At 62.3% G+C, this 22,146-nt stretch carries 35 protein-coding genes and 1 pseudogene; 3 read left to right on the forward strand and 33 right to left on the reverse strand.

All coding sequences use genetic code 11. From position 1 onward, the window contains the following. Positions 1–41: 41 nt before the first annotated feature. Positions 42–701 (reverse strand): c-type cytochrome, encoded by a 660-nt coding sequence (locus AB4Z27_RS19360; protein WP_441645038.1) that lies wholly within the window; start codon positions 699–701, stop codon positions 42–44. A gap of 396 nt (positions 702–1,097) precedes the next feature. Here AB4Z27_RS19360 and yihA point away from each other — a divergent pair, with 396 nt between their 5' ends. The 3 genes from yihA to AB4Z27_RS19375 all read left to right on the forward strand — a co-directional run bounded on the left by yihA (position 1,098) and on the right by AB4Z27_RS19375 (position 4,384). Further along, positions 1,098–1,769 (forward strand): ribosome biogenesis GTP-binding protein YihA/YsxC, encoded by a 672-nt coding sequence (gene yihA, locus AB4Z27_RS19365; protein ID WP_092299390.1) that lies wholly within the window; start codon positions 1,098–1,100, stop codon positions 1,767–1,769. Positions 1,770–2,050: 281 nt separating this feature from the next. After that, entirely contained in the window at positions 2,051–3,043 is a 993-nt protein-coding gene (hemB, locus tag AB4Z27_RS19370; protein WP_092299393.1) for a porphobilinogen synthase, read from the forward strand. A gap of 9 nt (positions 3,044–3,052) precedes the next feature. Beyond that, a complete protein-coding gene (locus tag AB4Z27_RS19375) occupies positions 3,053–4,384 on the forward strand; it encodes a magnesium transporter CorA family protein (protein WP_441645039.1) in 1,332 nt (443 codons plus the stop codon). A 7-nt stretch (positions 4,385–4,391) separates the two neighbouring features. On the opposite strand, the gene dsbD is transcribed toward AB4Z27_RS19375, so the two are convergent. The 32 genes and pseudogenes from dsbD to tuf all read right to left on the reverse strand — a co-directional run. Continuing rightward, positions 4,392–6,320: a protein-disulfide reductase DsbD gene (gene dsbD, locus AB4Z27_RS19380; protein WP_441645044.1), complete on the reverse strand. Its 1,929-nt coding sequence runs from the start codon at positions 6,318–6,320 to the stop codon at positions 4,392–4,394. A gap of 52 nt (positions 6,321–6,372) precedes the next feature. Beyond that, positions 6,373–6,768: a divalent-cation tolerance protein CutA gene (gene cutA / locus AB4Z27_RS19385; protein ID WP_441645040.1), complete on the reverse strand. Its 396-nt coding sequence runs from the start codon at positions 6,766–6,768 to the stop codon at positions 6,373–6,375. A gap of 107 nt (positions 6,769–6,875) precedes the next feature. Next, the gene (gene rplQ, locus AB4Z27_RS19390) at positions 6,876–7,271 is read right to left on the reverse strand and encodes a 50S ribosomal protein L17 (protein ID WP_011299296.1); all 396 of its coding nucleotides are present in this window, start codon (positions 7,269–7,271) and stop codon (positions 6,876–6,878) included. A 150-nt stretch (positions 7,272–7,421) separates the two neighbouring features. Further along, a complete protein-coding gene (locus AB4Z27_RS19395) occupies positions 7,422–8,402 on the reverse strand; it encodes a DNA-directed RNA polymerase subunit alpha (RefSeq protein ID WP_092299399.1) in 981 nt (326 codons plus the stop codon). A 175-nt stretch (positions 8,403–8,577) separates the two neighbouring features. After that, a complete protein-coding gene (gene rpsD / locus AB4Z27_RS19400; RefSeq protein ID WP_092299402.1) occupies positions 8,578–9,201 on the reverse strand; it encodes a 30S ribosomal protein S4 in 624 nt (207 codons plus the stop codon). 292 nt (positions 9,202–9,493) lie between these two features. Further along, complete coding sequence (gene rpsK, locus AB4Z27_RS19405; RefSeq protein WP_008642963.1) at positions 9,494–9,895, reverse strand: 30S ribosomal protein S11; 402 nt, start codon at positions 9,893–9,895, stop codon at positions 9,494–9,496. Between the two features lie 24 nt (positions 9,896–9,919). Next, positions 9,920–10,285 (reverse strand): 30S ribosomal protein S13, encoded by a 366-nt coding sequence (gene rpsM / locus AB4Z27_RS19410; protein ID WP_092299405.1) that lies wholly within the window; start codon positions 10,283–10,285, stop codon positions 9,920–9,922. Positions 10,286–10,304: 19 nt separating this feature from the next. Next, positions 10,305–10,421, reverse strand: coding sequence for a 50S ribosomal protein L36 (gene rpmJ / locus AB4Z27_RS19415; protein ID WP_008642959.1), 117 nt, complete (start codon positions 10,419–10,421; stop codon positions 10,305–10,307). A 32-nt stretch (positions 10,422–10,453) separates the two neighbouring features. Next, on the reverse strand, positions 10,454–10,672 hold the full coding sequence (gene infA / locus AB4Z27_RS19420; RefSeq protein ID WP_010812378.1) for a translation initiation factor IF-1: 219 nt from the start codon (positions 10,670–10,672) through the stop codon (positions 10,454–10,456). 25 nt (positions 10,673–10,697) lie between these two features. After that, complete coding sequence (gene secY, locus AB4Z27_RS19425; protein ID WP_092299408.1) at positions 10,698–12,041, reverse strand: preprotein translocase subunit SecY; 1,344 nt, start codon at positions 12,039–12,041, stop codon at positions 10,698–10,700. 49 nt (positions 12,042–12,090) lie between these two features. Next, a complete protein-coding gene (rplO, locus tag AB4Z27_RS19430) occupies positions 12,091–12,525 on the reverse strand; it encodes a 50S ribosomal protein L15 (protein WP_092299411.1) in 435 nt (144 codons plus the stop codon). A gap of 22 nt (positions 12,526–12,547) precedes the next feature. Further along, a complete protein-coding gene (rpmD, locus tag AB4Z27_RS19435; protein ID WP_006160440.1) occupies positions 12,548–12,730 on the reverse strand; it encodes a 50S ribosomal protein L30 in 183 nt (60 codons plus the stop codon). 10 nt (positions 12,731–12,740) lie between these two features. Continuing rightward, positions 12,741–13,259 carry a 30S ribosomal protein S5 gene (rpsE, locus tag AB4Z27_RS19440; RefSeq protein ID WP_092299417.1) on the reverse strand — a complete coding sequence of 173 codons (519 nt, stop codon included), beginning with the start codon at positions 13,257–13,259 and terminating at the stop codon, positions 12,741–12,743. A gap of 21 nt (positions 13,260–13,280) precedes the next feature. Then, positions 13,281–13,637 carry a 50S ribosomal protein L18 gene (gene rplR / locus AB4Z27_RS19445; protein ID WP_092299512.1) on the reverse strand — a complete coding sequence of 119 codons (357 nt, stop codon included), beginning with the start codon at positions 13,635–13,637 and terminating at the stop codon, positions 13,281–13,283. Positions 13,638–13,648: 11 nt separating this feature from the next. Next, the gene (rplF, locus tag AB4Z27_RS19450) at positions 13,649–14,182 is read right to left on the reverse strand and encodes a 50S ribosomal protein L6 (protein ID WP_092299420.1); all 534 of its coding nucleotides are present in this window, start codon (positions 14,180–14,182) and stop codon (positions 13,649–13,651) included. A 9-nt stretch (positions 14,183–14,191) separates the two neighbouring features. Then, positions 14,192–14,587 carry a 30S ribosomal protein S8 gene (gene rpsH, locus AB4Z27_RS19455; protein WP_092141231.1) on the reverse strand — a complete coding sequence of 132 codons (396 nt, stop codon included), beginning with the start codon at positions 14,585–14,587 and terminating at the stop codon, positions 14,192–14,194. A 27-nt stretch (positions 14,588–14,614) separates the two neighbouring features. Then, the gene (rpsN, locus tag AB4Z27_RS19460; RefSeq protein WP_092141234.1) at positions 14,615–14,920 is read right to left on the reverse strand and encodes a 30S ribosomal protein S14; all 306 of its coding nucleotides are present in this window, start codon (positions 14,918–14,920) and stop codon (positions 14,615–14,617) included. Between the two features lie 9 nt (positions 14,921–14,929). Then, positions 14,930–15,472: a 50S ribosomal protein L5 gene (rplE, locus tag AB4Z27_RS19465; protein WP_092299425.1), complete on the reverse strand. Its 543-nt coding sequence runs from the start codon at positions 15,470–15,472 to the stop codon at positions 14,930–14,932. A 25-nt stretch (positions 15,473–15,497) separates the two neighbouring features. Beyond that, complete coding sequence (rplX, locus tag AB4Z27_RS19470) at positions 15,498–15,806, reverse strand: 50S ribosomal protein L24 (RefSeq protein WP_092299428.1); 309 nt, start codon at positions 15,804–15,806, stop codon at positions 15,498–15,500. 9 nt (positions 15,807–15,815) lie between these two features. After that, the gene (gene rplN / locus AB4Z27_RS19475) at positions 15,816–16,184 is read right to left on the reverse strand and encodes a 50S ribosomal protein L14 (protein ID WP_017225233.1); all 369 of its coding nucleotides are present in this window, start codon (positions 16,182–16,184) and stop codon (positions 15,816–15,818) included. Between the two features lie 279 nt (positions 16,185–16,463). Further along, on the reverse strand, positions 16,464–16,742 hold the full coding sequence (gene rpsQ / locus AB4Z27_RS19480) for a 30S ribosomal protein S17 (RefSeq protein WP_092299431.1): 279 nt from the start codon (positions 16,740–16,742) through the stop codon (positions 16,464–16,466). Then, complete coding sequence (rpmC, locus tag AB4Z27_RS19485; protein ID WP_092299434.1) at positions 16,739–16,933, reverse strand: 50S ribosomal protein L29; 195 nt, start codon at positions 16,931–16,933, stop codon at positions 16,739–16,741. The genes rpsQ and rpmC overlap by 4 nt, the downstream gene beginning before the upstream one ends. 11 nt (positions 16,934–16,944) lie before the next feature. Beyond that, positions 16,945–17,361: a 50S ribosomal protein L16 gene (gene rplP / locus AB4Z27_RS19490; RefSeq protein WP_006576240.1), complete on the reverse strand. Its 417-nt coding sequence runs from the start codon at positions 17,359–17,361 to the stop codon at positions 16,945–16,947. 2 nt (positions 17,362–17,363) lie between these two features. Further along, complete coding sequence (gene rpsC, locus AB4Z27_RS19495) at positions 17,364–18,167, reverse strand: 30S ribosomal protein S3 (protein ID WP_092299437.1); 804 nt, start codon at positions 18,165–18,167, stop codon at positions 17,364–17,366. A 9-nt stretch (positions 18,168–18,176) separates the two neighbouring features. Further along, positions 18,177–18,506 carry a 50S ribosomal protein L22 gene (gene rplV / locus AB4Z27_RS19500; protein WP_010812393.1) on the reverse strand — a complete coding sequence of 110 codons (330 nt, stop codon included), beginning with the start codon at positions 18,504–18,506 and terminating at the stop codon, positions 18,177–18,179. A gap of 9 nt (positions 18,507–18,515) precedes the next feature. After that, positions 18,516–18,791 carry a 30S ribosomal protein S19 gene (gene rpsS / locus AB4Z27_RS19505; RefSeq protein WP_092299440.1) on the reverse strand — a complete coding sequence of 92 codons (276 nt, stop codon included), beginning with the start codon at positions 18,789–18,791 and terminating at the stop codon, positions 18,516–18,518. A gap of 22 nt (positions 18,792–18,813) precedes the next feature. Further along, positions 18,814–19,644: a 50S ribosomal protein L2 gene (gene rplB / locus AB4Z27_RS19510; RefSeq protein WP_092299443.1), complete on the reverse strand. Its 831-nt coding sequence runs from the start codon at positions 19,642–19,644 to the stop codon at positions 18,814–18,816. Positions 19,645–19,646: 2 nt separating this feature from the next. Next, entirely contained in the window at positions 19,647–19,961 is a 315-nt protein-coding gene (rplW, locus tag AB4Z27_RS19515; RefSeq protein ID WP_092299446.1) for a 50S ribosomal protein L23, read from the reverse strand. Then, positions 19,958–20,578: a 50S ribosomal protein L4 gene (gene rplD / locus AB4Z27_RS19520; protein WP_092299449.1), complete on the reverse strand. Its 621-nt coding sequence runs from the start codon at positions 20,576–20,578 to the stop codon at positions 19,958–19,960. Before rplD ends, rplW begins: the two co-directional genes overlap by 4 nt. A 12-nt stretch (positions 20,579–20,590) precedes the next feature. After that, positions 20,591–21,241, reverse strand: coding sequence for a 50S ribosomal protein L3 (rplC, locus tag AB4Z27_RS19525; protein WP_092299452.1), 651 nt, complete (start codon positions 21,239–21,241; stop codon positions 20,591–20,593). 369 nt (positions 21,242–21,610) lie between these two features. Then, positions 21,611–21,919: a 30S ribosomal protein S10 gene (rpsJ, locus tag AB4Z27_RS19530; RefSeq protein ID WP_006160488.1), complete on the reverse strand. Its 309-nt coding sequence runs from the start codon at positions 21,917–21,919 to the stop codon at positions 21,611–21,613. Between the two features lie 81 nt (positions 21,920–22,000). After that, positions 22,001–22,146: pseudogene (gene tuf / locus AB4Z27_RS19535) on the reverse strand (elongation factor Tu); the annotation flags it as partial.

A 22,146-nucleotide genomic window follows, 5' to 3' on the forward strand; every position in this document is an offset into this window, starting at 1 on the left:
TTCACCGCTGGAGGYGCCGTGGCGCGTGGGCCGGTACGACTTTAACGGAYGCCAGCGACGTAATCCGCCACGGCCTTGATCTCGGCATCCGACATCCTGGCTGTGATCGTGCTCATGACCGAATTATTCTTACGGGTGCCCTGGCGGAACGCCACCAGYTGCGCTTCGGTGTATTCAGAATACTGGCCGCCGATGCGCGGGTACTGGGCCGGGATGCCGGCGCCGGTCGGGCCATGGCAGGCCGCGCACGCGGGCACGCCCTTGGCCGCGATACCGCCGCGGTAGATCTTCTGCCCGGCCTCGATCGTATCCTTGTTCTTCGCCGTGGCCGGCTTCAGCTGCTGCTTGGCCAGGTACGCACCGACGTCCTTCATTTCCTGATCGCTCAGGGCGGAGGCATACGGCGTCATGATGGCGTTAGTACGCGTCTTGGCCTTGAAATCGGAGAGTTGCTTGTGGGTGTACTCAGCCTGCTGGCCTGCCAGCTTGGGATTGGCGGCCGCGCCGCTATTGCCGGCGGCGCCGTGGCAGGAGAGACATGCGGGAACATTGCGATCGGGCGCGCCCTGGGTGTACAGCGTTTCGCCCTTGGCGGGATCAGCCTTGGCGGCGGCCTGCTCTGCGGCAGATGCCAGCCCTGTCATCGCGGCGGCCGGAACAGCCAGCGCCATGACTCCCAGAAGTTTCGCAATGCGGTTCATTCGCACACACCTTGTCAGAATTGTTATGAACACCGTAATGCATGCCGATCTGCCCCTGCTGGCGGTGAGGACGCGCCTTATTGCAAGGGCCTGAGCATCGTGCATCCGATCATGATGGAACGGGATACACGAAGGTGCCCCGGACCGGACAGGACACCCTGCACTACAACCCGCAAGGATGCCACACGTCACCCGCTCAGGAGACCGTAAACCGGGTTATTGTACAATAAATCGCTTTCCGGATTGACTTGGCTCAGGTCTTGGCCCTGCCCGTGTGGCACCGGCGCACCAGCCGTCCCGGCTCCCCTTCCCGCGGCGCGAGCATTCCGCCCGCGCGCCCACGGCGCGCGCGCTCGTCCGCCTCAACGCCTCACCGTGCTTCAACGCACCACCCGCATGTCGCTCCTACACCAGGCTCGCTTCTTTATTACCGTCAACCACCTCCGCGACCTGCCCGCCACGGCCGTCCCCGAGGTGGCCTTCGCCGGCCGCTCCAACGCCGGCAAGTCGACGGCCATCAACATCCTGTGCAACCAGAAGCGGCTCGCGTTCTCCTCGCGCACGCCCGGGCGCACGCAGCACATCAACTATTTCTCGGTGGCGCCGGTGAAGGTACCGGACCCGCAGGCCTTCCTCGTCGACCTGCCCGGCTACGGCTACGCCGAGGTGTCCGGTTCGGCCAAGTTCCACTGGCAGGGCCTGCTGTCCGACTACGTCCAGACGCGCCAGCAACTGGCCGGCCTGGTGCTGATGATGGACGCGCGGCGCCCCTTCACGGATCTCGACTGCCAGATGGTGGAGTGGTTCCTGCCCACGCGGCGGCCGATCCATGTGCTGCTGACCAAGGCCGACAAGCTCACGAACAATGAAAACGCCAACGCCCTGCGCGAGACGCGTCGTATCCTGGCCGAGTACTCGACCCAGATGGACAATCCCCCGCCGATGAGCGCCCAGCTGTTCTCGAGCCTCAAGCGTCGCGGCATCGAGGAAGCCCAGCGCGTAGTGGCCGGATGGTTGTCCTTGCCCGAGGCCCAGCCGCCCGTGGCCCCGGAGGCGCCCGCCGCCTGAGCCGGCGGGCCGCCATCGAACCGGCAAAAAAAAGCCCCGTTGCAAGCAACGGGGACGAACTTTCCCACCGGTTCAGGGCGGGTACCCGCTCAGGGAGGAGTAGCGGGGGACACCCGCGCTGCGCGAAGCAACACAAGGTGTCCGCGAGTATGATAGCGGGCAGGCACAAAAGTTTAGTTTTTCTTTCGGCGCGCGATCGAGATGGCTGGCCGCGGGGTTTCGCGGTGACGCGCGCCCCGCATTCGTCCCGCTTCCGTTCAGAAATCTGCCTCGATCCCGACATGTCCACTTTCCCCGAGTACCGCCCCCGCCGCATGCGTCGCGACGACTTTTCGCGCCGTCTGATGCGTGAAAATCGTCTCTCGCCCGACAACCTGATCTACCCGGTTTTCATCCTGGAAGGCCAGAACCAGCGCCAGCAAGTGGCGTCGATGCCCGGCGTGGAGCGCGTGTCGGTGGACTTGCTGCTGCCTATCGCCGAAGACTGCGTGAAGCTCGGCATTCCGGTGATCGCGCTGTTCCCTGTGATCGATCCGTCGATCAAGACGCCTGATGGCATCGAGGCCACGCGCCTCGAAGGCCTGGTGCCGCGTGCGGTGCGCGCGCTGAAGGACCGCTTCCCCGAACTGGGCGTGCTGACCGACGTGGCGCTGGACCCGTACACCAGCCACGGCCAGGACGGCGTGCTCGATGACAACGGGTATGTGATCAACGACATTACGGTCGAGATCCTGGTCAAGCAGGCACTCGTGCAGGCTGAGGCCGGCGTGGATATCGTCGCGCCGTCCGACATGATGGATGGYCGCATCGGCGCCGTGCGYGCGGCGCTGGAAGACGCCGGGCACATCCACACGCGCATCATGGCGTACTCGGCCAAGTATGCGTCGGCGTTCTACGGCCCGTTCCGCGACGCGGTGGGCTCGGCGGCCAATCTGGGCAAGGGCAACAAGATGACCTACCAGATGGACCCCGCCAACACGGACGAGGCGCTGCGCGAAGTGGCCCAGGACATCCTGGAGGGCGCCGACATGGTCATGGTGAAGCCCGGCATGCCCTACCTGGACATCGTGCGGCGCGTGAAGGACGAGTTCCGCTTCCCGACTTACGTCTATCAGGTGAGCGGCGAGTACGCCATGCTCAAGGCGGCGGCGCAGAACGGCTGGCTGGACCACGACAAGGTCATGATGGAGTCGCTGCTGGCGTTCCGTCGCGCCGGCGCCGATGGCATCCTGACCTATTTCGCGCGCGACGCCGCGCGGCTGCTGGCCGGCTGATCCCCTCGCATGCAACTGCTTGGCTTCTCGGCCAGCCAGGTCCATCCACTGGCCACGCTGGACGAGGCCCACGACTTCCTGGCCGGCAACGYCGCCGCGCGCTTTGTCTGGGCCGACTTTCTCTTCGACGAAGTCAGCCCGGCGCCGGCCGCGTGGCGCGATCGTCTGGCGGGCCTGACCGGCTCGCCGATCCACGACCTGCACCTGGTCGATGCCATCAATCCCACGCATCCGTCGTTCTTCGACACGACCAATGCGTACGACATGATGATCTTCCGCAAGCTCACGTTTGAAACGAGCAGGCTCTTCGCGGAAGCYGACGCTGCGCACGCTGGCGCCGGCGGGGTTGCATTGGGCGCAGCAGTGAGTACGCCCGGAGCCTCGGTTATGCCGGCGGCGGGGATGGCTGCCGTGGCGGGCTCGCCTGCGGCAACCGTGCCAGTGGCGCCTGCTGCGCCACCCGCCGCCGCGCCGCAGAAGCCCGCGCGCAAGTATCCGGCCGGCTTCCTGCCGGCGCTGGCCCGCATCGACACCCARCCCGTGACCTTCTTCGTCTTCGACAGCGTGCTGGTGACGGTGCGCCCCGGGCCCTCCCGGACCGTCGACCAGGTCCGGCAGCGGCTGCTCGAACTATGCGGCGCCCCTCGCCCCGTCTCCGCGCGCGCCAATGGCCAGACGCCGCTCGTGCATGGCGTGCGGCCGCCCACGCGACCCGAGGACCTGATGCTGCGGCTGCTCAATGCGATGGTGGACCGCTACCTCGACCTGCGCGCGCCACTCACTCGCCAGCTGGACCGCTGGCAACGCGCCCTGCTCAGCACCCAGAAGAACTTCTCGAGCTGGGAAGGTCTGCTCGACGCCCGGATCCAATTGCGCCGGCTCGAGCACCTGAGCGAGGAGCAGCGCGACGCGCTCCAGGAATTCCGCGACAGCCTGCTCGACAATCGCTACAGCAGTAATGATCCTGCCGTCGGCGACGGCGGCGAAGGCACGGTGGTGGCGGGCCGCGATGAGGTCCTGCTGGTCCGCATCGCGGACCTGATGGAGCACATCCTGCGCGTACTGGCCCACGCCCGGCGACTGGAGGACTCGATCGAGTCGGCAGTGCAGATCCACTTCTCGGCAGTGGCCCATCGGACCAATCGCACCATGCGCACGCTGACCGTCATCACCGCGCTGTTCATGCCGCTGACCCTGATTACCGGCGTCTTCGGCATGAATTTCGATCGAATGCCGTGGCTGCGGGAGGCGAACGGGTTCTGGTGGTCGATCGGCCTGATGGGCGGCGTGGTGGCCACCATCGGCACGATCTGGGCGATTGGCCGCTGGCTGGACCGCTGACGCTGGTTCAGGTACGCGTCTTGGGGCCGAGCGCGCGCTCGAGGCTGTCCAGGAAGCGCGTGGCCGTCTGATAGCCGATCACGCGGACCGGGCGCTCGCGCCCATCAGGGCCGAACAGGATGATCCCAGGGGGCCCGAATAGCCCGAAACGCTTCAGCAGCGCGCGGTCGTCGGCATTGTTGGCGGTGACGTCCGCCTGCAACAGAACGACGTCGGTAAGCCTGGCGCGCACCTTCGCATCCGGAAAAGTCAGTTTCTCCATTTCCTTGCAACTCACGCACCAGTCGGCATAGAAGTCGAGCAACACCGGCCGACCACTGGCGGCTGCCTGCGCCACGTGGGCGTCGAGTTCTGCCACCGAACGGACGCGCTCGAATCGAATGTGATCCGCACGCGCCTGCGGTGCGGTACCCGAAGTCACCACCCCGAGGTGGGACAGCGGCTGCAACGGATCCCGTCCGCCCGAGGCGAGCCCCACCAGCTGGATCGCACCCGCCAGCGCGGCCAGCAGGCCCAGGCCCTTGCCCAGCCGCATCAGTCCGCGCGGGTCGGGGCCAAGCGCATCGAAAGCTCCCAGATAGACCGCCGCCACGATTAGCAGCGCGGCCCAGGCAACCATCACGGCCCACACCGGCGCCACGGGCGTCACCATCCAGAGCGCGACGCCAAGTAGCAGAAATCCGAAAAAGCGCTTGGTAGCCTCCATCCACTTGCCCGCACGGGGCAGCAGGTTGCCAGCACCCACGCCCACCAGCACGAGGGGCACCCCCATGCCAATGGCCATTGCGAAGAGCGCCGCACCGCCGGTGAACGCATCGCCAGTCTGGGCGATATAGGCCAGCGCACCGGCCAGTGGCGCGGTCACGCACGGGCCGACGATCAGTGCCGAAATCGCCCCCATGGCCGCCGCGCCGAAAATCTGGCCGCTCTGGCGCTGGTTTGAGGATGCCGTGAGCCGTGTCTGCCAGCGCTGGGGCAGTTGCAGTTCATAGAGGCCGAACATCGACAGCGCGAGCGCCACCATCAGCGCGGCGAATGCGCCTAGCACCCACGGGTTCTGCAGCGCGGCGGAAAGCCCTTCGCCGGCGAGGCCGGCCGCCACGCCCACAGCGGTGTAGACCACCGCCATCCCCAGCACGTAGGCCAGAGAGACTAGCAGCGCCCGACCGCGCGTCACATGCTCGCCCACAACGATCGACGACAGGATAGGCACCATCGGCAACACGCACGGCGTGAAGGTCAGCAGGAGCCCCAGTCCGAAGAACAGCGCGGCGATGAGGCCCAGATTGCGGCTTGCCAGCGCCCCGGCAATGCGATCGTTGTCATCCCGCAGTGCGACGGCCCCGGATGTGACCGGCGGCGCCTTAGCGGATGCAGCAGGCTGGTCGGGCGTTGCCGGCGCCTGCGTGGAAGGTGCGGGTGTCGTACGGTCGCCGAACAGGTTGCCGAGCACCGACCCACCCACCTTGTAAATGCTCTCCATCGGCGGATAGCAGAGCCCCTTGTCCGCGCAGCCCTGCGAGGTCACGACCAGCGACCAGCGGCCATCGGCGGGGGCCTGGACCACAGGCACGCGCACCACCACGCTGCCGCGATAGGTCTCCATGTCCTTGCCGAAGGTTTCGTCGAAATGAACCTGGCCCTGCGGCAACACCGGCGGCCCGAGCTTGATCGTGGCCGGCTGGGTGGCGAACGCAAACCGCTCGCGGTACATGTAGTAGCCATCGGCCACATCGAAGCGGACTTCGATGGTCTGCGGGTCCACCTGCTTCGCCGCGAACCGGAATGCCTTCTCGGGCGGCAGGAAATCCTCCTCGGTCGCGGCATGGGCCACGCGCCCGAGCATCAGGCAGGCGCACAGCATCAGCAGCATTGCGACGATTTGCCGCACCCGCCGACCCTGCATTTGCCATTCCGCAACGGCGTTCCACCCCATGCCGATGCCCGTTCCCGTCGATCCCATGTCGCTTTTCCGATTCTTCAAAGTGTTAGCGCGGCGCGTTGGCGTCGCCAGTGGGCATGCCGCTGGCTTCCTCCCGCACCCACGCCAGATACGGCGCAAATCCTGCGCCAACCGGCCACGCGACGAGCTCCGGCACATCATAAGGATGCTCGGCGCGGATCACCGCCTCGAGGGCCGCATACTGGGCGCGCGTGGTCTTGATCAGCAACGGCCATTCCTGCGCCTGCTCCAGCTTGCCCTGCCACCAGTACTCGGACTGGCACGGCGCGAGCCGGTTCACGCAGGCCGCCACGCGGGCCGCCAGCACTGCCCGTGCCAGGCGCGCCGCCGAGGCCTCGTCTGGCAGGTTCGTCATCGCCACGAGCACCGATTCTGCCGCCTCGCCGGCCGGCTGGATATGAGCGGATTCTGAAACGGTCATGTCATTCTCGGAAAACGTCGCCAAAAACAAAAGAGCCAGGCAAAAGCCTGGCTCAATTGTAAAGCGGTGCTCGATTGCCCGTCAGCGAGGACGGGCACGGCTATCACTTATTCCGCAGCTTCTTCAGCCGGGGCTTCGGTGATTTCCGGACGATCCACCAGTTCGACCAGCGCCATCGGCGCGTTGTCGCCCTGACGGAAGCCGAACTTCAGGATACGGGTGTAGCCGCCCGGACGAGCGTTGTAGCGCGGGCCCAGTTCGGTGAACAGCTTGGTGACCATGTCGCGGTCGCGCAGACGGGCGAAAGCCAGACGGCGGTTGGCAACGGTGTCCTTCTTGGCCAGCGTGATGAGCGGCTCGACAACCTTGCGCAGTTCCTTGGCCTTGGGCAGGGTGGTCTTGATCAGCTCGTGCTGGAACAGCGAGTTGGACATGTTGCGCAGCATCGCGAGACGGTGCGACGAGGTGCGGTTCAGTTTCCGCAAACCATGACGGTGACGCATGATGATTCCTTTCGATTTCAGTGTTTGACCAGCTCTTCTATCGCCAATGCAAAGGCACGGGCGCGGGCCGGTAGTGCTTCAATGCCGCAGGCAACATGCCCTTGGCGCGATGACAGGCGGGACCCCGTTGCCGGAATCCCGCGCCGCCAATTACTTCTCCAGACCTGCGGGCGGCCAGTTCTCGAGCTTCATGCCGAGCGTCAGGCCACGGGAGGCGAGGACTTCCTTGATCTCGTTCAGCGACTTGCGACCCAGGTTCGGGGTCTTGAGCAGTTCGTTCTCGGTACGCTGGATCAGATCGCCGATGTAGTAGATGTTTTCGGCCTTCAGGCAGTTGGCCGAACGCACCGTCAGCTCGAGGTCGTCCACCGGACGCAGCAGGATCGGATCGATCTGCGGCGTGCGGCTCGAGGCGGCCTCGGCGGCCGACTCGGTACCTTCCAGCGCGGCGAACACCGACAGCTGGTCAACCAGGATGCGGGCCGACTGACGAATCGCTTCCTCGGGCGAGATCACGCCGTCGGTTTCGATGTTCATCACCAGCTTGTCCAGGTCGGTACGCTGTTCCACACGAGCGGATTCCACGGCGTACGACACGCGGCGGACCGGCGAGAACGACGCGTCCAGCACGATGCGGCCGATGACCTTGCCCGACTCGTCGCCGAACTTGCGCACGTTGCCCGGCACGTAGCCGCGACCTTGCTCGACCTTGATCTGCATGTCCAGCTTGCCGCCGGCAGACAGATGGGCGATCACGTGACCCGGGTTGATGATCTCGACGTCGTGCGGCAGCTCGATATCGGCAGCCGTGACAACGCCTTCGCCATCCTTGCGCAGCGACACCGTGACTTCGTCGCGGTTGTGCAGCTTGAACACCACGCCCTTCAGGTTGAGGAGCAGGTTGACGACGTCTTCTTGCACGCCATCGATGGTGGAATACTCGTGGACCACCCCAGCGATCGTGACTTCGGTCGGGGCATAGCCGACCATCGACGACAGCAGCACGCGACGCAGGGCGTTACCGAGCGTATGGCCGTAGCCGCGCTCGAACGGCTCCATCACGACTTTGGCGTGATGGTCGCCAAGCGGTTCGACGGCGATGATTTTTGGCTTGAGGAGTGCTGTTTGCATTAGGTTGTCCTTTTCAATACCCTCGGCTCGTTACACCGATAAGGCTGACGTTTGGAACCCGAAAATCCCATCGCACGATGGGCAATAAGCCCGGCGCGCCAAACGGCGCGTCGGGCTGAAAGCGAAGCCTTGCGGTAGGGGCAAGCGCTGAATCGTCCGATGATCGGTTCGGCGATTAACGCGAATACAATTCGACGATCAGGCTTTCGTTGATGTCGCCCGAAATATCGGTGCGATCCGGAGCTTGCTTGAAGGTGCCTTCGAACTTCTTCGAATCCACGGCCACCCAGGTGGGGAAACCCGACTGCTCGGCCAGCGACAGTGCTTCAGCGATACGCACTTGCTTCTTCGACTGTTCGCGCACGGTGATGATGTCGCCCGACTTGATCTGGGCCGACGGCACGTTCATGGCAATGCCGTTCACCAGGATCGCCTTGTGCGACACGAGCTGACGCGCTTCAGCGCGGGTCGAGCCGAAGCCCATGCGGTACACGACGTTGTCCAGGCGCGATTCCAGCAGTTGCAGCAGGTTTTCACCCGTGTTGCCCTTGCGGCGGTCGGCTTCGGCGAAGTAGCGGCGGAACTGACGTTCGAGCACGCCGTAGATACGCTTGACCTTCTGCTTTTCACGCAGCTGGTTGCCGTAGTCGGACGTACGGGCACCCGAGGTGCGGCCGTGTTGGCCAGGCTTGCTGTCCAGCTTGCACTTGTCGGCCAGCGAGCGACGGGCGCTCTTCAGGAACAGATCTGTGCCTTCGCGGCGGGAAAGTTTGGCCTTCGGGCCGGTATAACGTGCCACTTTATCTTCCTTTGATCGATCGCGACGCCATTCGGACGCGCCGCGAGTCCGTCATCTGCATGTGACGGACGGTGGGCTTATGGTTCTTCATCCRCAGCGGCCTGGGCCACGCGGAGGCAACGCAAAAGCATGACGATCGCCCACACCGAGTGCGCCGGTTACCTGGCACCCTGCAAAGCGTGAACGCAAAACGAAAACCTGCCGCAATGAATTGCAGCAGGTCAACGCGYGATATTACCACATCTCGGGGGACGAGCGAGAAACCCTGCTCGCCTCCGGACCAACCGGGCGCTTAGATACGGCGGCGCTTCGGCGGACGGCAGCCGTTGTGCGGCACCGGCGTCACATCTTCAATCACGGCGATCTTGATGCCCAGCGCGTTCAGTGCGCGGACAGCCGATTCGCGGCCAGGACCRGGGCCCTTGATGCGCACTTCCAGGTTCTTGATACCCTGGTCTTGCGCCACGCGGCCGGCGTTCTCGGCAGCAACCTGGGCAGCGAAGGGGGTCGACTTGCGCGAACCCTTGAAGCCCTGGCCACCGGCGGTCGCCCACGACAGGGCGTTGCCCTGACGGTCGGTGATCGTGATGATGGTGTTGTTGAACGAAGCGTGGACGTGCGCAATGCCGTCGGCAACGTTCTTCTTGACCTTCTTACGCGCGCGCTGGGCGGCGTTGTTCGGACCTTTTGCCATTAGTTTCTTCCTATGCCTTCGGCTTTACTTCTTCAGAGCCACGCCGGCCTTACGCGGACCCTTGCGGGTGCGGGCGTTCGTGCGGGTACGCTGGCCGCGCATCGGCAGGCCCCTGCGGTGACGGACGCCACGATAGCAACCAAGGTCCATCAGACGCTTGATGTTCATCGTGGTTTCACGACGCAGGTCACCCTCGACCGTGACCTTGCCCACTTCGTCACGAAGCTTTTCCAGGTCGGCGTCGGTCAGGTCCTTGACCTTCTTGTCAAACGGAACACCGGTGGCCTCGCAAATCTTGCGAGCGCGCGAGCGGCCAACACCGTAAATAGCCGTCAGGCCGATTTCGGTATGCTTATGGTTCGGGATGTTAACCCCTGCGATACGTGCCATTCGTCAATCCTCTTTCCGATTAGCCTTGGCGTTGCTTGTGGCGGGGATCCGACGAGCAGATCACGCGCACGACACCGTTGCGCTTGATAATTTTGCAGTTACGGCAAATGCGCTTCACAGAAGCCAGCACTTTCATGATTTTCCTCTTTCCTTCAATTCCTGTTCGCTTCACTTCGTCCGGAAGACGATGCGTGCGCGTGACAGATCATATGGGGTCAGCTCGACAGTCACCTTGTCACCCGGAAGTATCCGGATGTAGTTCATTCGCATCTTGCCCGAGATATGCCCGAGTACTACGTGGCCGTTCTCCAACTTGACGCGGAACGTCGCGTTGGGGAGATTTTCCAGGACCTCCCCTTGCATCTGGATGACGTCGTCTTTTGCCATACCTAGAGCCTGTTCCGACCCGGCATCAACGCAAGGTCAGATTACCCTTGAAATTCGCCTTCTTCAGCAGCGACTCATACTGYTGCGACATGACATAGGACTGTACCTGGGCCATGAAGTCCATCGTGACGACCACGATGATCAGCAGCGAGGTTCCGCCGAAATAGAACGGAACGTTCCAGCGCAGCACCAGGAATTCCGGCAACAGGCAGACCAGTGTGATGTAAATCGCACCAGCCAGCGTCAGGCGCACCAGGATCTTGTCGATATAGCGCGTCGTTTGCTCGCCCGGACGGATGCCCGGAATGAAGGCACCGCTTTTCTTCAGGTTATCCGCAACTTCCCGGCTGTTGTACACCAGAGCCGTATAGAAGAAGCAGAAGAAAACAATTGCAGCAGCGTACAGCAGGATGTAGACCGGCTGGCCCGGSGACAGCGTAGCGGCCAGGTCCTTGATGAACCGTCCCACCGCGCCCGTCGACTCGGACGTAAACCAGCCCGCGATCGTCGCCGGGAACAGGATGATCGACGATGCGAAGATCGGCGGAATCACCCCTGCCATGTTCAGCTTCAGCGGCAGGTGCGACGACTGACCGCCGTACACCTTGTTGCCGACCTGACGCTTGGCATAGTTCACCAGGATCTTGCGCTGACCCCGCTCGACAAACACCACGGCGAAGGTCACACCGACCACGATCGCTACGATGACAATCGCTGCGAACGCGCTCATGGACCCCGTGCGGACCAGTTCGAACAGTCCGCCGATCGCGTTGGGCAGGCCCGCCGCGATACCGCCGAAGATGATGATCGAGATGCCGTTGCCCAGACCACGCTCGGTGATYTGCTCACCCAGCCACATCAGGAACATCGTACCGGTCACCAGCGTGATCACCGCCGTCGCCCGGAACATCAGGCCCGGATCGATGACCAGACCCGGCTGCGACTCCAACGCGACCGCAATCGACAGCGCCTGGAACGTGGCCAGAACCACCGTGCCGTAACGCGTGTACTGCGTGATCTTGCGTTGCCCTGCCTGCCCTTCCTTCTTCAGCGTCTCCAGCTGCGGCAGCACGATCGTCAGCAATTGCATGATGATCGACGCCGAGATGTACGGCATGATGCCGAGCGCGAAGACGGTAAAGCGCGACAGCGCACCGCCCGAGAACAGGTTGAACATCCCGAGGATGCCACCCGACTGACTCTGGAAAAGCTTCGCGAGCTGTTCCGGATCGATTCCCGGCACCGGAATATGTGCACCGATGCGGTAGACGATCAGGGCCAGCACCAGGAACATCAGCCGACGCTTCAAATCGCCGTACTTCGCCGTGTTCCTAGCCTGCGCGCTTGCATTGGGTTTCGCCGTGGCCAAACGATGCTCCGACTGTGACTTCGCCTATGCTGCGAATACTGCTGCAGAATTACTCAGCGATCTGGCCGCCAGCGGCTTCGATCGCGGCCTTGGCACCAGCGGTGGCGCCCAGACCCTTGATCGTTACCTTGCGGGTCAGTTCGCCAGCCTTGATGACCTTGGCGTTCTTGACCAGGTCGCCCACCAGGCCAGCTTGCTTCAGGACCAGCAGGTCCACTTCAGCAGCTTCCAGGCGTTCGATGTCACGCAGGGTCACCTCGGCGTTGAACGCCTTGGTCAGCGAGGTAAAACCACGCTTCGGCAGGCGACGATACAGCGGCATCTGGCCGCCTTCGAAACCCACCTTGTGGAAGCCGCCCGAACGCGACTTCTGACCCTTGTGACCACGACCGGCGGTCTTGCCCAGGCCGGAACCGATACCACGGCCGACGCGACGCTTGGCGTGCTTCGAACCGTCGGCCGGCTTCAGGTTATTCAATTGCATGTTGCTCTCCAAGTCCGCGGGATCAGGCCAGAACCTTCACCAGGTACGAGACCTTGTTGATCATGCCGCGCACGGCGGGCGTGTCCTGCAGCTCCGACACCGAGTTGATGCGGCGCAGGCCCAGGCCACGAACGGTGGCGCGGTGATCCTCGCGCGTGCCGATCAGGCTGCGCACGAGTTGCACTTTTACGGTTTGTTGCGACATTTCGTTCACCTTAGCCGAGGATGTCTTCAACCGACTTGCCGCGCTTGGCAGCGATTTCCGCCGGCGTGCTCATCTTTTGCAGACCATCGATGGTGGCGCGAACCATGTTGTACGGGTTCGTCGAACCGTGCGACTTGGTCACCACGTTCGTCACGCCCATCACTTCGAAGATTGCGCGCATCGGGCCGCCGGCGATCACGCCGGTACCTTCCTTGGCGGGCATCATCAGCACCTTGGCAGCGCCGTGCTTGCCGATGACTTCGTGTTGCAGCGTGCCGTTCTTGAGCGAAACCTTCACCATCTTGCGACGGGCTTCGTCCATTGCCTTCTGCACGGCCACCGGAACTTCCTTGGCCTTGCCCTTGCCCATGCCGATGCGGCCATCGCCGTCACCGACCACGGTCAGCGCAGCGAAACCGAGAATCCGGCCACCCTTCACCACCTTGGTGACACGGTTGACCGAGATCATCTTCTCGCGGAGGCCGTCGTCGCGTTCGTCCTGCTGGACTTTTGCTTGCATCTTTGCCATGACGTATCTCTCTTTGTGCGCTTAGAACTTGAGGCCGGCTTCGCGCGCAGCGTCAGCCAGGGCCTTCACGCGGCCGTGGAAGCGGAAGCCACCACGATCGAACGCGACGGTTTCCACGCCGGCTGCACGGGCCTTCTCGGCCACGCGCTTGCCAACCACGGTGGCGGCGGCAACAGTCGCGCCACTGCCGGTCAGTTCCTTGCGCACTTCTGCTTCGGCGGTCGAGGCCGATGCCAGCACTTGCGTGCCGCACGGCGAGTACACCTGAGCGTAAATGTGCGAATTCGTACGGAACACGGTCAGACGATTGACTTTCAGTTCCGCGATTTTGGCGCGGGTCTGACGTGCACGGCGCAAACGAGCGTCTTTCTTGTTCATCATTGCACCCCTTACTTCTTCTTGGTTTCTTTCAGGATGACGCGCTCGTCAGCGTAGCGAACACCCTTGCCCTTGTAGGGCTCAGGCGGACGGTACGCGCGAACTTCAGCGGCAACCTGACCGACTTTCTGCTTGTCCGCACCCTTGATGATGATCTCGGTCTGCGTCGGCGTTTCCGCCTTCACGCCTTCCGGCATCTCATGGATCACGTCATGCGAGAAACCAAGCTGGAGCTTCAGCGCAGCGCCTTGCAGCTGGGCACGATAGCCCACGCCAACGAGGTTCAGCTTACGCTCGAAACCAGTGGTCACGCCCTTGACCATGTTTGCCGCCARGGCGCGCATGGTGCCTTGCAGGGCRTTTGCTTCACGCGATTCGTCAACCGGCGCGAAAGTCAGCGTGTCRTTCTCGACACTGACCTTGACCAGGTTGTGAATCGGCTGGGACAGCGTRCCGAGCGGGCCCTTCACGGAGAGCACGCCAGCCGCCACATTCACTTCCGCGCCTTTCGGCAGCGAGATGGGAGCCTTACCTACACGGGACATGTTTGCTCCTTAAGCGACGTAGCAGAGAACTTCGCCGCCCACGCCGGTGGCACGTGCCTTGCGGTCGGTCATCAGACCCTGGGGGGTCGAGATGATCGCAACACCGAGGCCGTTCATCACCTGGGGGATCTCGCTACGGCCCTTGTACACGCGCAGGCCGGGCTTCGAGACGCGCTCAATGCGCTCGATGACCGGACGGCCGGCATAGTACTTCAGACCGATGCTCAGTTGTGCCTTGCCGCCTTCTTCCTGCACTGCGAAGTCGTCGATGTAGCCTTCGTCCTTCAGGACCTTGGCGATCGCCGCTTTCAGCTTCGACGAGGGCATGACCACCGACGCCTTCTGCACGCCTTGGGCGTTGCGGATGCGCGTCAGCATATCGGCGATAGGATCGCTCATGCTCATACTGTTTCTCCTGTAGCCTGTGCGTAATTACCAGCTGGCTTTCGTCAGACCCGGAATTTCGCCCTTGAAGGCGATTTCGCGGATCTTGTTACGCGCCAGGCCAAACTTGCGGAAGGTACCGCGGGGACGACCGGTGATCGCGCAGCGATTACGCTGGCGGGTCGGATTCGCGTTGCGCGGGAGCTGTTGCAGCTCCAGACGCGCCAGATAACGCTCTTCTTCCGACTTTTCTTGGTCGTCAATAATGGCCTTGAGGTTTGCGCGCTTGGCGGCGTACTTCGCCACCAGCTTGGCGCGCTTCTTCTCACGTTCAATCAGAGCCAGTTTAGCCACGGTAACCCCTTAATTGCGGAACGGGAACTTGAACGCGTTCAGGAGAGCCTTGGCTTCCTCGTCGTTCTTTGCCGTCGTCGTGATGCTGATGTTCAGACCACGCAGTGCGTCGATCTTGTCGTACTCGATTTCGGGGAAAATGATCTGCTCTTTCACACCGATGTTGTAGTTGCCACGGCCGTCAAACGAACGACCCGACACACCACGGAAGTCACGCACGCGCGGCAGGGCCACGGTCACGAAACGATCGAGAAATTCGAACATGCGCTCGCCACGCAGGGTCACCATCGCACCGATGGGGTAGCCCTGGCGGATCTTGAAACCGGCGATGGCCTTCTTGGCCTTCGTCACAACCGGCTTCTGACCAGCGATCTTGGTCAGGTCGCCCACGGCCAGTTCAATGACCTTCTTGTCATTGATGGCTTCGCCAAGACCCATGTTCAGGGTGATCTTGGTGATACGCGGCACTTCCATGACCGACTTGTAACCGAACTGCTCCATGAGCGCCGGCACAACCTTCTCTTTGTAAAACTCTTGCAGACGTGCTGCCATGCTCAACTCCTATCTGTGCCCAGAATCAAGCGGCCACGACGGCGCCGGTCGACTTCAGGAAGCGCACGCGCTTACCCTCTTCAACCTTGATGCCGACGCGCGACGGCTTGCCATTGGCATCCACGAGCGCAACGTTGGAAATATGCAGCGGCATGACCTTGTCGACCACACCACCGGTGGTGCCCAGCATCGGGTTCGGGCGAGCGTGCTTCTTGGCAACGTTCACACCTTCCACAACGACCTTGTCGCCGAGCATGGCTTGCACGGTACCGCGCTTGCCCTTGTCTTTGCCGGTCAGGACGATGACTTCGTCGCCTTTACGAATCTTGTTCATGGCGGCTCCTTACAGCACTTCCGGTGCGAGCGACACGATCTTCATGAAGCGCTCGGTACGGAGTTCACGAGTCACCGGCCCGAAAATACGGGTGCCGATCGGCTCGAGCTTGGTGTTCAGCAGGACAGCGGCATTGCTGTCGAACTTGACGAGCGAACCGTCTGCACGGCGCACGCCCTTGGCGGTACGTACAACGACGGCGTTGTAGATATCGCCCTTCTTTACGCGACCGCGCGGCGCTGCGTCCTTGACGGTCACCTTGATGATGTCGCCMACGCTCGCATAGCGGCGCTTGGACCCACCCAGCACTTTGATGCACAGCACTTCGCGCGCACCAGTGTTATCGGCCACTTCGAGCCGGCTTTCTGTCTGAATCATGGTGTTATCTTCCCAACTTAATCCGCCGGATTTCTCAAGATGGAAGTCCGCCGGTCAGTCTTGGTCCCGTCGGCCCCGGCTTTGCGCCAGTACCGCTTGGGTTGATCAACTTGGAAGTCGGTAGTCACCAGGCAGCCCGGACAACTCCAGGACCACCAGGCCTTGGCTCGCTTCGGAGGTACGCCGTGTTGGTGAAGCTTCGACGAACGCTACAAAGCGGAAGTCCAGGATTATAGCAACATAACCCTGGACTTGCAAGTCAGCGAAGAACTGTTGTTCTTAGATGACGCGCGCAGCTTCTACCAGCCGGGAAACCACCCAGGACTTGGTCCGCGACAGCGGACGCGATTCCTGGATCTCGACCTTGTCGCCTTCCTTGTACTGGTTGGCTTCGTCGTGTGCGTGGTACTTCTTCGAACGCAGCACGTACTTGCCGTACAGAGGATGCTTGACGCGGTTTTCGATCAGGACCGTAACGGTCTTGTCCATCTTGTCGCTAACGACACGGCCTACGAGAGTCCGGCGAAGCGACGTTTCAGTCTTTGCAGCTTCAGTCATTTCGCGTCTGCCTTTTCGCTCAGCACGGTTTGCACACGCGCGATGTCCTTGCGCACCTTCTTCAGCTGGCTGGTGTTCTGCAGCTGTTGGGTGGCCTTTTGCATGCGCAGGCTAAATTGGGCCTTCAGAAGCTCGGAGAGCTCCTGGTTCAGCCCTGCGGCGTCCTTGCCGCGAAGTTCGGATGCTTTCATCCCTGCTCTCCTTACGTCCCGACCTGACGCACCACGAAATTCGTGGCGATCGGCAGCTTGGCGGCCGCGAGGCGGAACGCCTCACGTGCCAGCTCTTCGCTCACGCCATCCATTTCGTACAGCATCTTGCCCGGCTGAATTTCAGCCACGTAGTATTCCGGATTGCCCTTACCGTTACCCATACGGACTTCGGCGGGCTTCTTCGAGATCGGCTTATCCGGGAAAATCCGGATCCAGATGCGGCCGCCACGCTTGATGTGACGGGTCATCGCACGACGGGCCGACTCGATCTGGCGCGCGGTCAGACGACCACGGCCCATTGCCTTCAGGCCGAATTCGCCGAAAGACACGGCGTTGCCACGGGTAGCCTTACCCGTGTTGCGGCCTTTCTGCTCCTTGCGATACTTCCTACGCTTCGGTTGCAGCATTCTTATTCTCCACTCTTCGCATCGCCAGGCGCAGCGCGGCGACCAGCGCCAGCACCTGCACCACCGCGGCGGTTGCCACCCGGACGGCCACCTTCGCCTTCACGGCGACGGCCTTCCGGACGACCCGGGCGACGACGACGGTCTTCTTGAGGCTCTTCCACCACAGGCGCGTCATTGCGGCCCAGGTAGTCGCCCTTGTAGACCCACACCTTGACACCGATGATGCCGTAGGTGGTTTCGGCTTCGGAGAAGCCGTAGTCGATGTCGGCGCGCAGGGTGTGCAGGGGCACACGACCTTCACGGTACCATTCGGTACGTGCGATTTCGATACCGTTCAGACGACCCGAGCTCATGATCTTGATACCCTGGGCACCGAGGCGCATCGCGTTCTGCATCGCGCGCTTCATGGCGCGGCGGAACATGATACGGCGCTCGAGCTGCTGGGTGATCGAGTCGGCGATCAGCTGCGCATCGGTTTCCGGCTTGCGGATTTCCTCGATGTTCACGTGCACGGGCACACCCATGCGGCGTTGCAGCTCGGCCTTGAGCAGTTCGATGTCCTCACCCTTCTTGCCAATCACCACGCCCGGACGCGAGCTATAAATGGTGAGACGGGCATTGCGGGCAGGACGCTCGATCACGACGCGGCCAACCGATGCGTTCTTGAGCTTCTTCTTCAGGAACTCGCGAACTTCGATGTCTTCTTTCAGCATGCCGGCGAACTTCGTGTTGTTGGCGTACCAACGCGAAGCCCAGTTACGGCTGACGGCCAGACGGAAGCCAGTCGGATGAATCTTCTGTCCCATCGTGACTCCTTAGTTGCCGAGCGTCACAGTGATGTGACAGGTTTGTTTCTCGATGCGGTTGCCGCGGCCCTTTGCCCGTGCCGTGAAGCGCTTGAGCGAGGTTGCCTTGTCGACGAAGATCGATTTGACCTTCAGYTCGTCGATGTCGGCGCCTTCGTTATGCTCGGCGTTGGCGATGGCCGATTCGACCACCTTCTTCACAATCCCGGCAGCCTTTTTCGGGCTGAACGTCAGGACGTTGAGCGCACGCTCGATCGGCAGACCGCGGATCTGGTCAGCAACCAGACGCGTCTTCTGGGCGGAGATACGGGCACCGCGATGAATCGCTTTCACTTCCATGATGGCACCTTACCTCTTGGCTTTCTTGTCAGCCGCGTGGCCCTTGAACGTGCGCGTGAGCGCAAATTCGCCGAGCTTGTGGCCAACCATGTTTTCCGTAACGTACACCGGCACGTGTTGACGGCCGTTGTGAACGGCGATCGTCAGGCCAATGAACTCCGGCAGAATGGTCGAGCGACGCGACCAAGTCTTGATGGGTTTCTTATCCTTGCCGCCTGCAGCCGTTTCCACCTTCTTCAGCAGGTGGGCGTCACAGAACGGACCCTTTTTTGCGGAACGTGTCATGTTCTAGGCTCCTACCTACCGATTAACGCTTGTGGCGCTTCTGCACGATCATGCTGGCAGTGCGCTTGTTGCTGCGGGTACGGTAACCCTTGGCCGGGGTACCCCACGGCGAAACCGGATCGCGACCAGCGGCGGTCTTGCCTTCACCACCACCGTGCGGGTGATCCACCGGGTTCATCACCACGCCGCGGACGGTCGGGCGAATACCGCGCCAACGCGTCGCACCGGCTTTGCCGATGACGCGCAGGCTGTGCTCTTCGTTACCCACTTCACCAACGGTGGCGCGGCACTCGATGTGCACGCGACGCACTTCGCCGGAGCGCAGACGCACCTGGGCGTACACGCCTTCGCGGGCCAGCAGCACAGCGGAACCACCAGCAGCGCGGGCGATTTGCGCACCCTTGCCAGGCAGCATTTCCACGTTGTTGATCGTGGTACCGACCGGGATGTTGCGGATCGGCAGGTTGTTACCGGCCTTGATCGGCGCTTCCGAGCCGTTCATCAGCGGCTGGCCAGCCACCATGCCCTTCGTGGCGATGATGTACCGGCGCTCGCCGTCGGCGAACAGCACGAGCGCGATGTTGGCGCTACGGTTCGGATCGTATTCCAGGCGCTCGACCTTGGCGGGGATGCCGTCCTTGTCGTTGCGCTTGAAGTCGACCACGCGATAGTGGTGCTTATGACCACCGCCCTTGTGGCGGGTGGTGATATGACCATTGTTGTTACGGCCCGACTTCTGGAATTGCTTTTCCAGCAGCGGAGCGTGCGGGGCGCCCTTGTGCAGGTCGTTGTTCACGACCTTCACCATCGAGCGGCGGCCCGGGGAAGTCGGCTTGGTCTTGACGAGTGCCATGATTACTTGGCCTCCGCTTCAAAATTGATTTCCTGACCCGGCTTCARCGACACGTAAGCTTTCTTTACGTGGTTGCGACGGCCCATGAAGCGGCCAAAGCGCTTTTGCTTGCCCTTCTGGTTCAGGATCTGAACGGACTGCACCTCGACCTTGAACAGCAGTTCGACGGCTGCGCGCACTTCTGCCTTGTTGGCATCGCGAGCCACTTCGAACACGACCTGTTCATTCTTGTCGGCGACCAGGGTTGCCTTTTCGGAAACCACCGGCGCGAGCAGCACCTGCATCAAACGATGATCGTTCTTGGCTACTTGCGTCATTTCAGCAACTCCTCGATCTGCGCGACGGCGGCCTTGGTCACGAGCACCTTCTTGTAGTGCACGAGCGACAGCGGGTCAGCCTGGCGCGGCTCCACGACTGCCACGTGGGGCAGATTGCGCGAAGCCAGGTAGAGGTTCTCGTCGAGGCTGTCGGTGATGATCAGCACCGAGTCCAGGCCCATGGCCTTGAACTTGTCGGCCAAGAGCTTGGTCTTGGGCGCGTCGACAGTGAAACCGTCCACCACGTTGATACGACCTTCACGTGCGAGCTGCGAGTAAATCGAGCGCATACCGGCACGGAACATCTTCTTGTTGACCTTCTGGGTGAAGTTCTCTTCCGGCGAATTCGGGAAGATACGACCACCCCCGCGCCACAGCGGCGAGGAAGACATACCGGCACGAGCACGGCCCGTACCCTTCTGGCGCCACGGCTTCTTGGTCGTGTGCTTGACCTCTTCACGATCCTTCTGCTTACGGTTACCGCTACGCGCGTTGGCCTGGTAAGCGACGACGATCTGGTGAACGAGGGCTTCGTTGTAGTCACGGCCGAACACTTCAGGCGACGCRGCAACGCCGGCGCCGATCTGGCCGTTGTCCTGGAGGAGCTTGAGTTCCATTACATGCGCTCCTTAAGCTTTGGCTTTGGCCTTGACGGCCGGGGTAACGACGACCTTGCCGCCCTTGGAGCCAGGAATGGCGCCCTTGACCAGCAGCAGCTTGCGCTCTGCGTCGATCTTGGCGATTTCCAGGTTCTGGACGGTGCGGGTGACATCACCCAGGTGACCGGTCATGCGCTTGCCGGGGAACACACGGCCCGGATCCTGCGCCATACCGATGGAACCCGGCACGTTGTGCGAACGCGAGTTACCGTGGGAGGCACGACCCGATGCGAAGTGATAGCGCTTGATGGTACCGGCGTAGCCCTTACCGATGCTCACGCCCTGCACGTCGATCTTCTGGCCAACCTGGAACAGGTCGACGGAGAGCGAGCTGCCAGCTTGCAGCTCGGCAGCCTTGGCTGCATCGATGCGGAATTCTTTGATGACTTCACCGGCTTCCACGCCGGCTTTGGCGAGGTGACCCGCCAGCGGCTTGGTAACGCGGCTTGCGCGGCGGCTGCCGAAGGTGACTTGAACGGCGGTATAACCGTCGGTCTCGTCCGTCTTGATTTGCGTCACGCGGTTGTCGCCGACCTCGACCACGGTAACGGGAATCGAATCACCGTCGTCCGTGAAAATACGGGTCATGCCAACCTTGCGACCTACAAGGCCAAGGCTCATGGTTTGCTCCATTCCCAGCTGCGATTGGCCGGGGCTGATTGATACACGAAAACTGTGCGATGTGCGGGTTGCGCGAAAAGGATTGCGCACGACCAAAACGGYCCCCACTACCCGGATAAACGGGTAGCCTTACACTATATCGCAGTAGTTTGGAAAGGGCAACATGCACGGCGCCTTTTCTTGAGGGTGCTGGCCCTTTTTTGCCGGGAAGGGGACGATTTCCGCACTTCCCGGTAAATTTCGGCACGTTGCGGGCCGATGCAGGCGCCATCCGGGCAGAACACGTGTTGCCCGGAAGCAAAAACGGCGAACTTGCGTCCGCCGTTCTGTGCTGCAGCGGGCCGGAGGACCGGCCCGGGTCAGGCAAGCTTACACCTTGATCTCGACGTCCACGCCGGCCGGCAGGTCCAGCTTCATCAGCGCGTCGACGGTCTTGTCCGTCGGGTCGACGATGTCCATCAGGCGCTGGTGGGTGCGGATCTCGAACTGATCGCGGCTGGTCTTGTTGACGTGCGGCGAACGCAGGATGTCAAAACGCTGGATGCGGGTCGGCAGGGGCACCGGGCCCTTGACGATCGCGCCCGTGCGCTTGGCGGTATCCACGATTTCGGCTGCCGACTGGTCGATCAGGCGATAGTCGAAAGCCTTCAGGCGGATACGGATCTTCTGGTTCTGCATGATATTTCCTTGAAAGAGCGATGAGCGCGTGCGCCCAGATAAAAGGGGACATGCCCGAGGACATGTCCCAGGAACAATTGCTTAGTCGAGGATCTTTGCCACGACGCCGGCGCCGACGGTACGGCCGCCTTCACGGATAGCGAAGCGCAGACCTTCTTCCATGGCGATCGGGGCGATCAGCTTGACCGTGATCGACACGTTGTCGCCCGGCATGACCATTTCCTTGT

Source organism: Cupriavidus sp. KB_39 (assembly GCF_052114485.1).
In the GTDB taxonomy this organism is placed as follows: domain Bacteria; phylum Pseudomonadota; class Gammaproteobacteria; order Burkholderiales; family Burkholderiaceae; genus Cupriavidus.

Excerpts from the sequence above, each read along its gene's own strand:
- yihA (WP_092299390.1), top strand. The coding sequence starts at position 1,098 with ATGTCGCTCCTACACCAGGCTCGCTTCTTTATTACCGTCAACCACCTC.
- dsbD (WP_441645044.1), bottom strand. The coding sequence starts at position 6,320 with ATGGGGTGGAACGCCGTTGCGGAATGGCAAATGCAGGGTCGGCGGGTG.
- cutA (WP_441645040.1), bottom strand. The coding sequence starts at position 6,768 with ATGACCGTTTCAGAATCCGCTCATATCCAGCCGGCCGGCGAGGCGGCA.
- rplQ (WP_011299296.1), bottom strand. The coding sequence starts at position 7,271 with ATGCGTCACCGTCATGGTTTGCGGAAACTGAACCGCACCTCGTCGCAC.
- AB4Z27_RS19395 (WP_092299399.1), bottom strand. The coding sequence starts at position 8,402 with ATGCAAACAGCACTCCTCAAGCCAAAAATCATCGCCGTCGAACCGCTT.
- rpsM (WP_092299405.1), bottom strand. The coding sequence starts at position 10,285 with ATGGCACGTATCGCAGGGGTTAACATCCCGAACCATAAGCATACCGAA.
- rpmJ (WP_008642959.1), bottom strand. The coding sequence starts at position 10,421 with ATGAAAGTGCTGGCTTCTGTGAAGCGCATTTGCCGTAACTGCAAAATT.
- infA (WP_010812378.1), bottom strand. The coding sequence starts at position 10,672 with ATGGCAAAAGACGACGTCATCCAGATGCAAGGGGAGGTCCTGGAAAAT.
- rplO (WP_092299411.1), bottom strand. The coding sequence starts at position 12,525 with ATGCAATTGAATAACCTGAAGCCGGCCGACGGTTCGAAGCACGCCAAG.
- rpmD (WP_006160440.1), bottom strand. The coding sequence starts at position 12,730 with ATGTCGCAACAAACCGTAAAAGTGCAACTCGTGCGCAGCCTGATCGGC.
- rpsE (WP_092299417.1), bottom strand. The coding sequence starts at position 13,259 with ATGGCAAAGATGCAAGCAAAAGTCCAGCAGGACGAACGCGACGACGGC.
- rplR (WP_092299512.1), bottom strand. The coding sequence starts at position 13,637 with ATGAACAAGAAAGACGCTCGTTTGCGCCGTGCACGTCAGACCCGCGCC.
- rpsH (WP_092141231.1), bottom strand. The coding sequence starts at position 14,587 with ATGAGCATGAGCGATCCTATCGCCGATATGCTGACGCGCATCCGCAAC.
- rplE (WP_092299425.1), bottom strand. The coding sequence starts at position 15,472 with ATGGCAGCACGTCTGCAAGAGTTTTACAAAGAGAAGGTTGTGCCGGCG.
- rplX (WP_092299428.1), bottom strand. The coding sequence starts at position 15,806 with ATGAACAAGATTCGTAAAGGCGACGAAGTCATCGTCCTGACCGGCAAA.
- rpsQ (WP_092299431.1), bottom strand. The coding sequence starts at position 16,742 with ATGACTGAAGCTGCAAAGACTGAAACGTCGCTTCGCCGGACTCTCGTA.
- rpmC (WP_092299434.1), bottom strand. The coding sequence starts at position 16,933 with ATGAAAGCATCCGAACTTCGCGGCAAGGACGCCGCAGGGCTGAACCAG.
- rplP (WP_006576240.1), bottom strand. The coding sequence starts at position 17,361 with ATGCTGCAACCGAAGCGTAGGAAGTATCGCAAGGAGCAGAAAGGCCGC.
- rpsC (WP_092299437.1), bottom strand. The coding sequence starts at position 18,167 with ATGGGACAGAAGATTCATCCGACTGGCTTCCGTCTGGCCGTCAGCCGT.
- rpsS (WP_092299440.1), bottom strand. The coding sequence starts at position 18,791 with ATGACACGTTCCGCAAAAAAGGGTCCGTTCTGTGACGCCCACCTGCTG.
- rplB (WP_092299443.1), bottom strand. The coding sequence starts at position 19,644 with ATGGCACTCGTCAAGACCAAGCCGACTTCCCCGGGCCGCCGCTCGATG.
- rplC (WP_092299452.1), bottom strand. The coding sequence starts at position 21,241 with ATGAGCCTTGGCCTTGTAGGTCGCAAGGTTGGCATGACCCGTATTTTC.
- rpsJ (WP_006160488.1), bottom strand. The coding sequence starts at position 21,919 with ATGCAGAACCAGAAGATCCGTATCCGCCTGAAGGCTTTCGACTATCGC.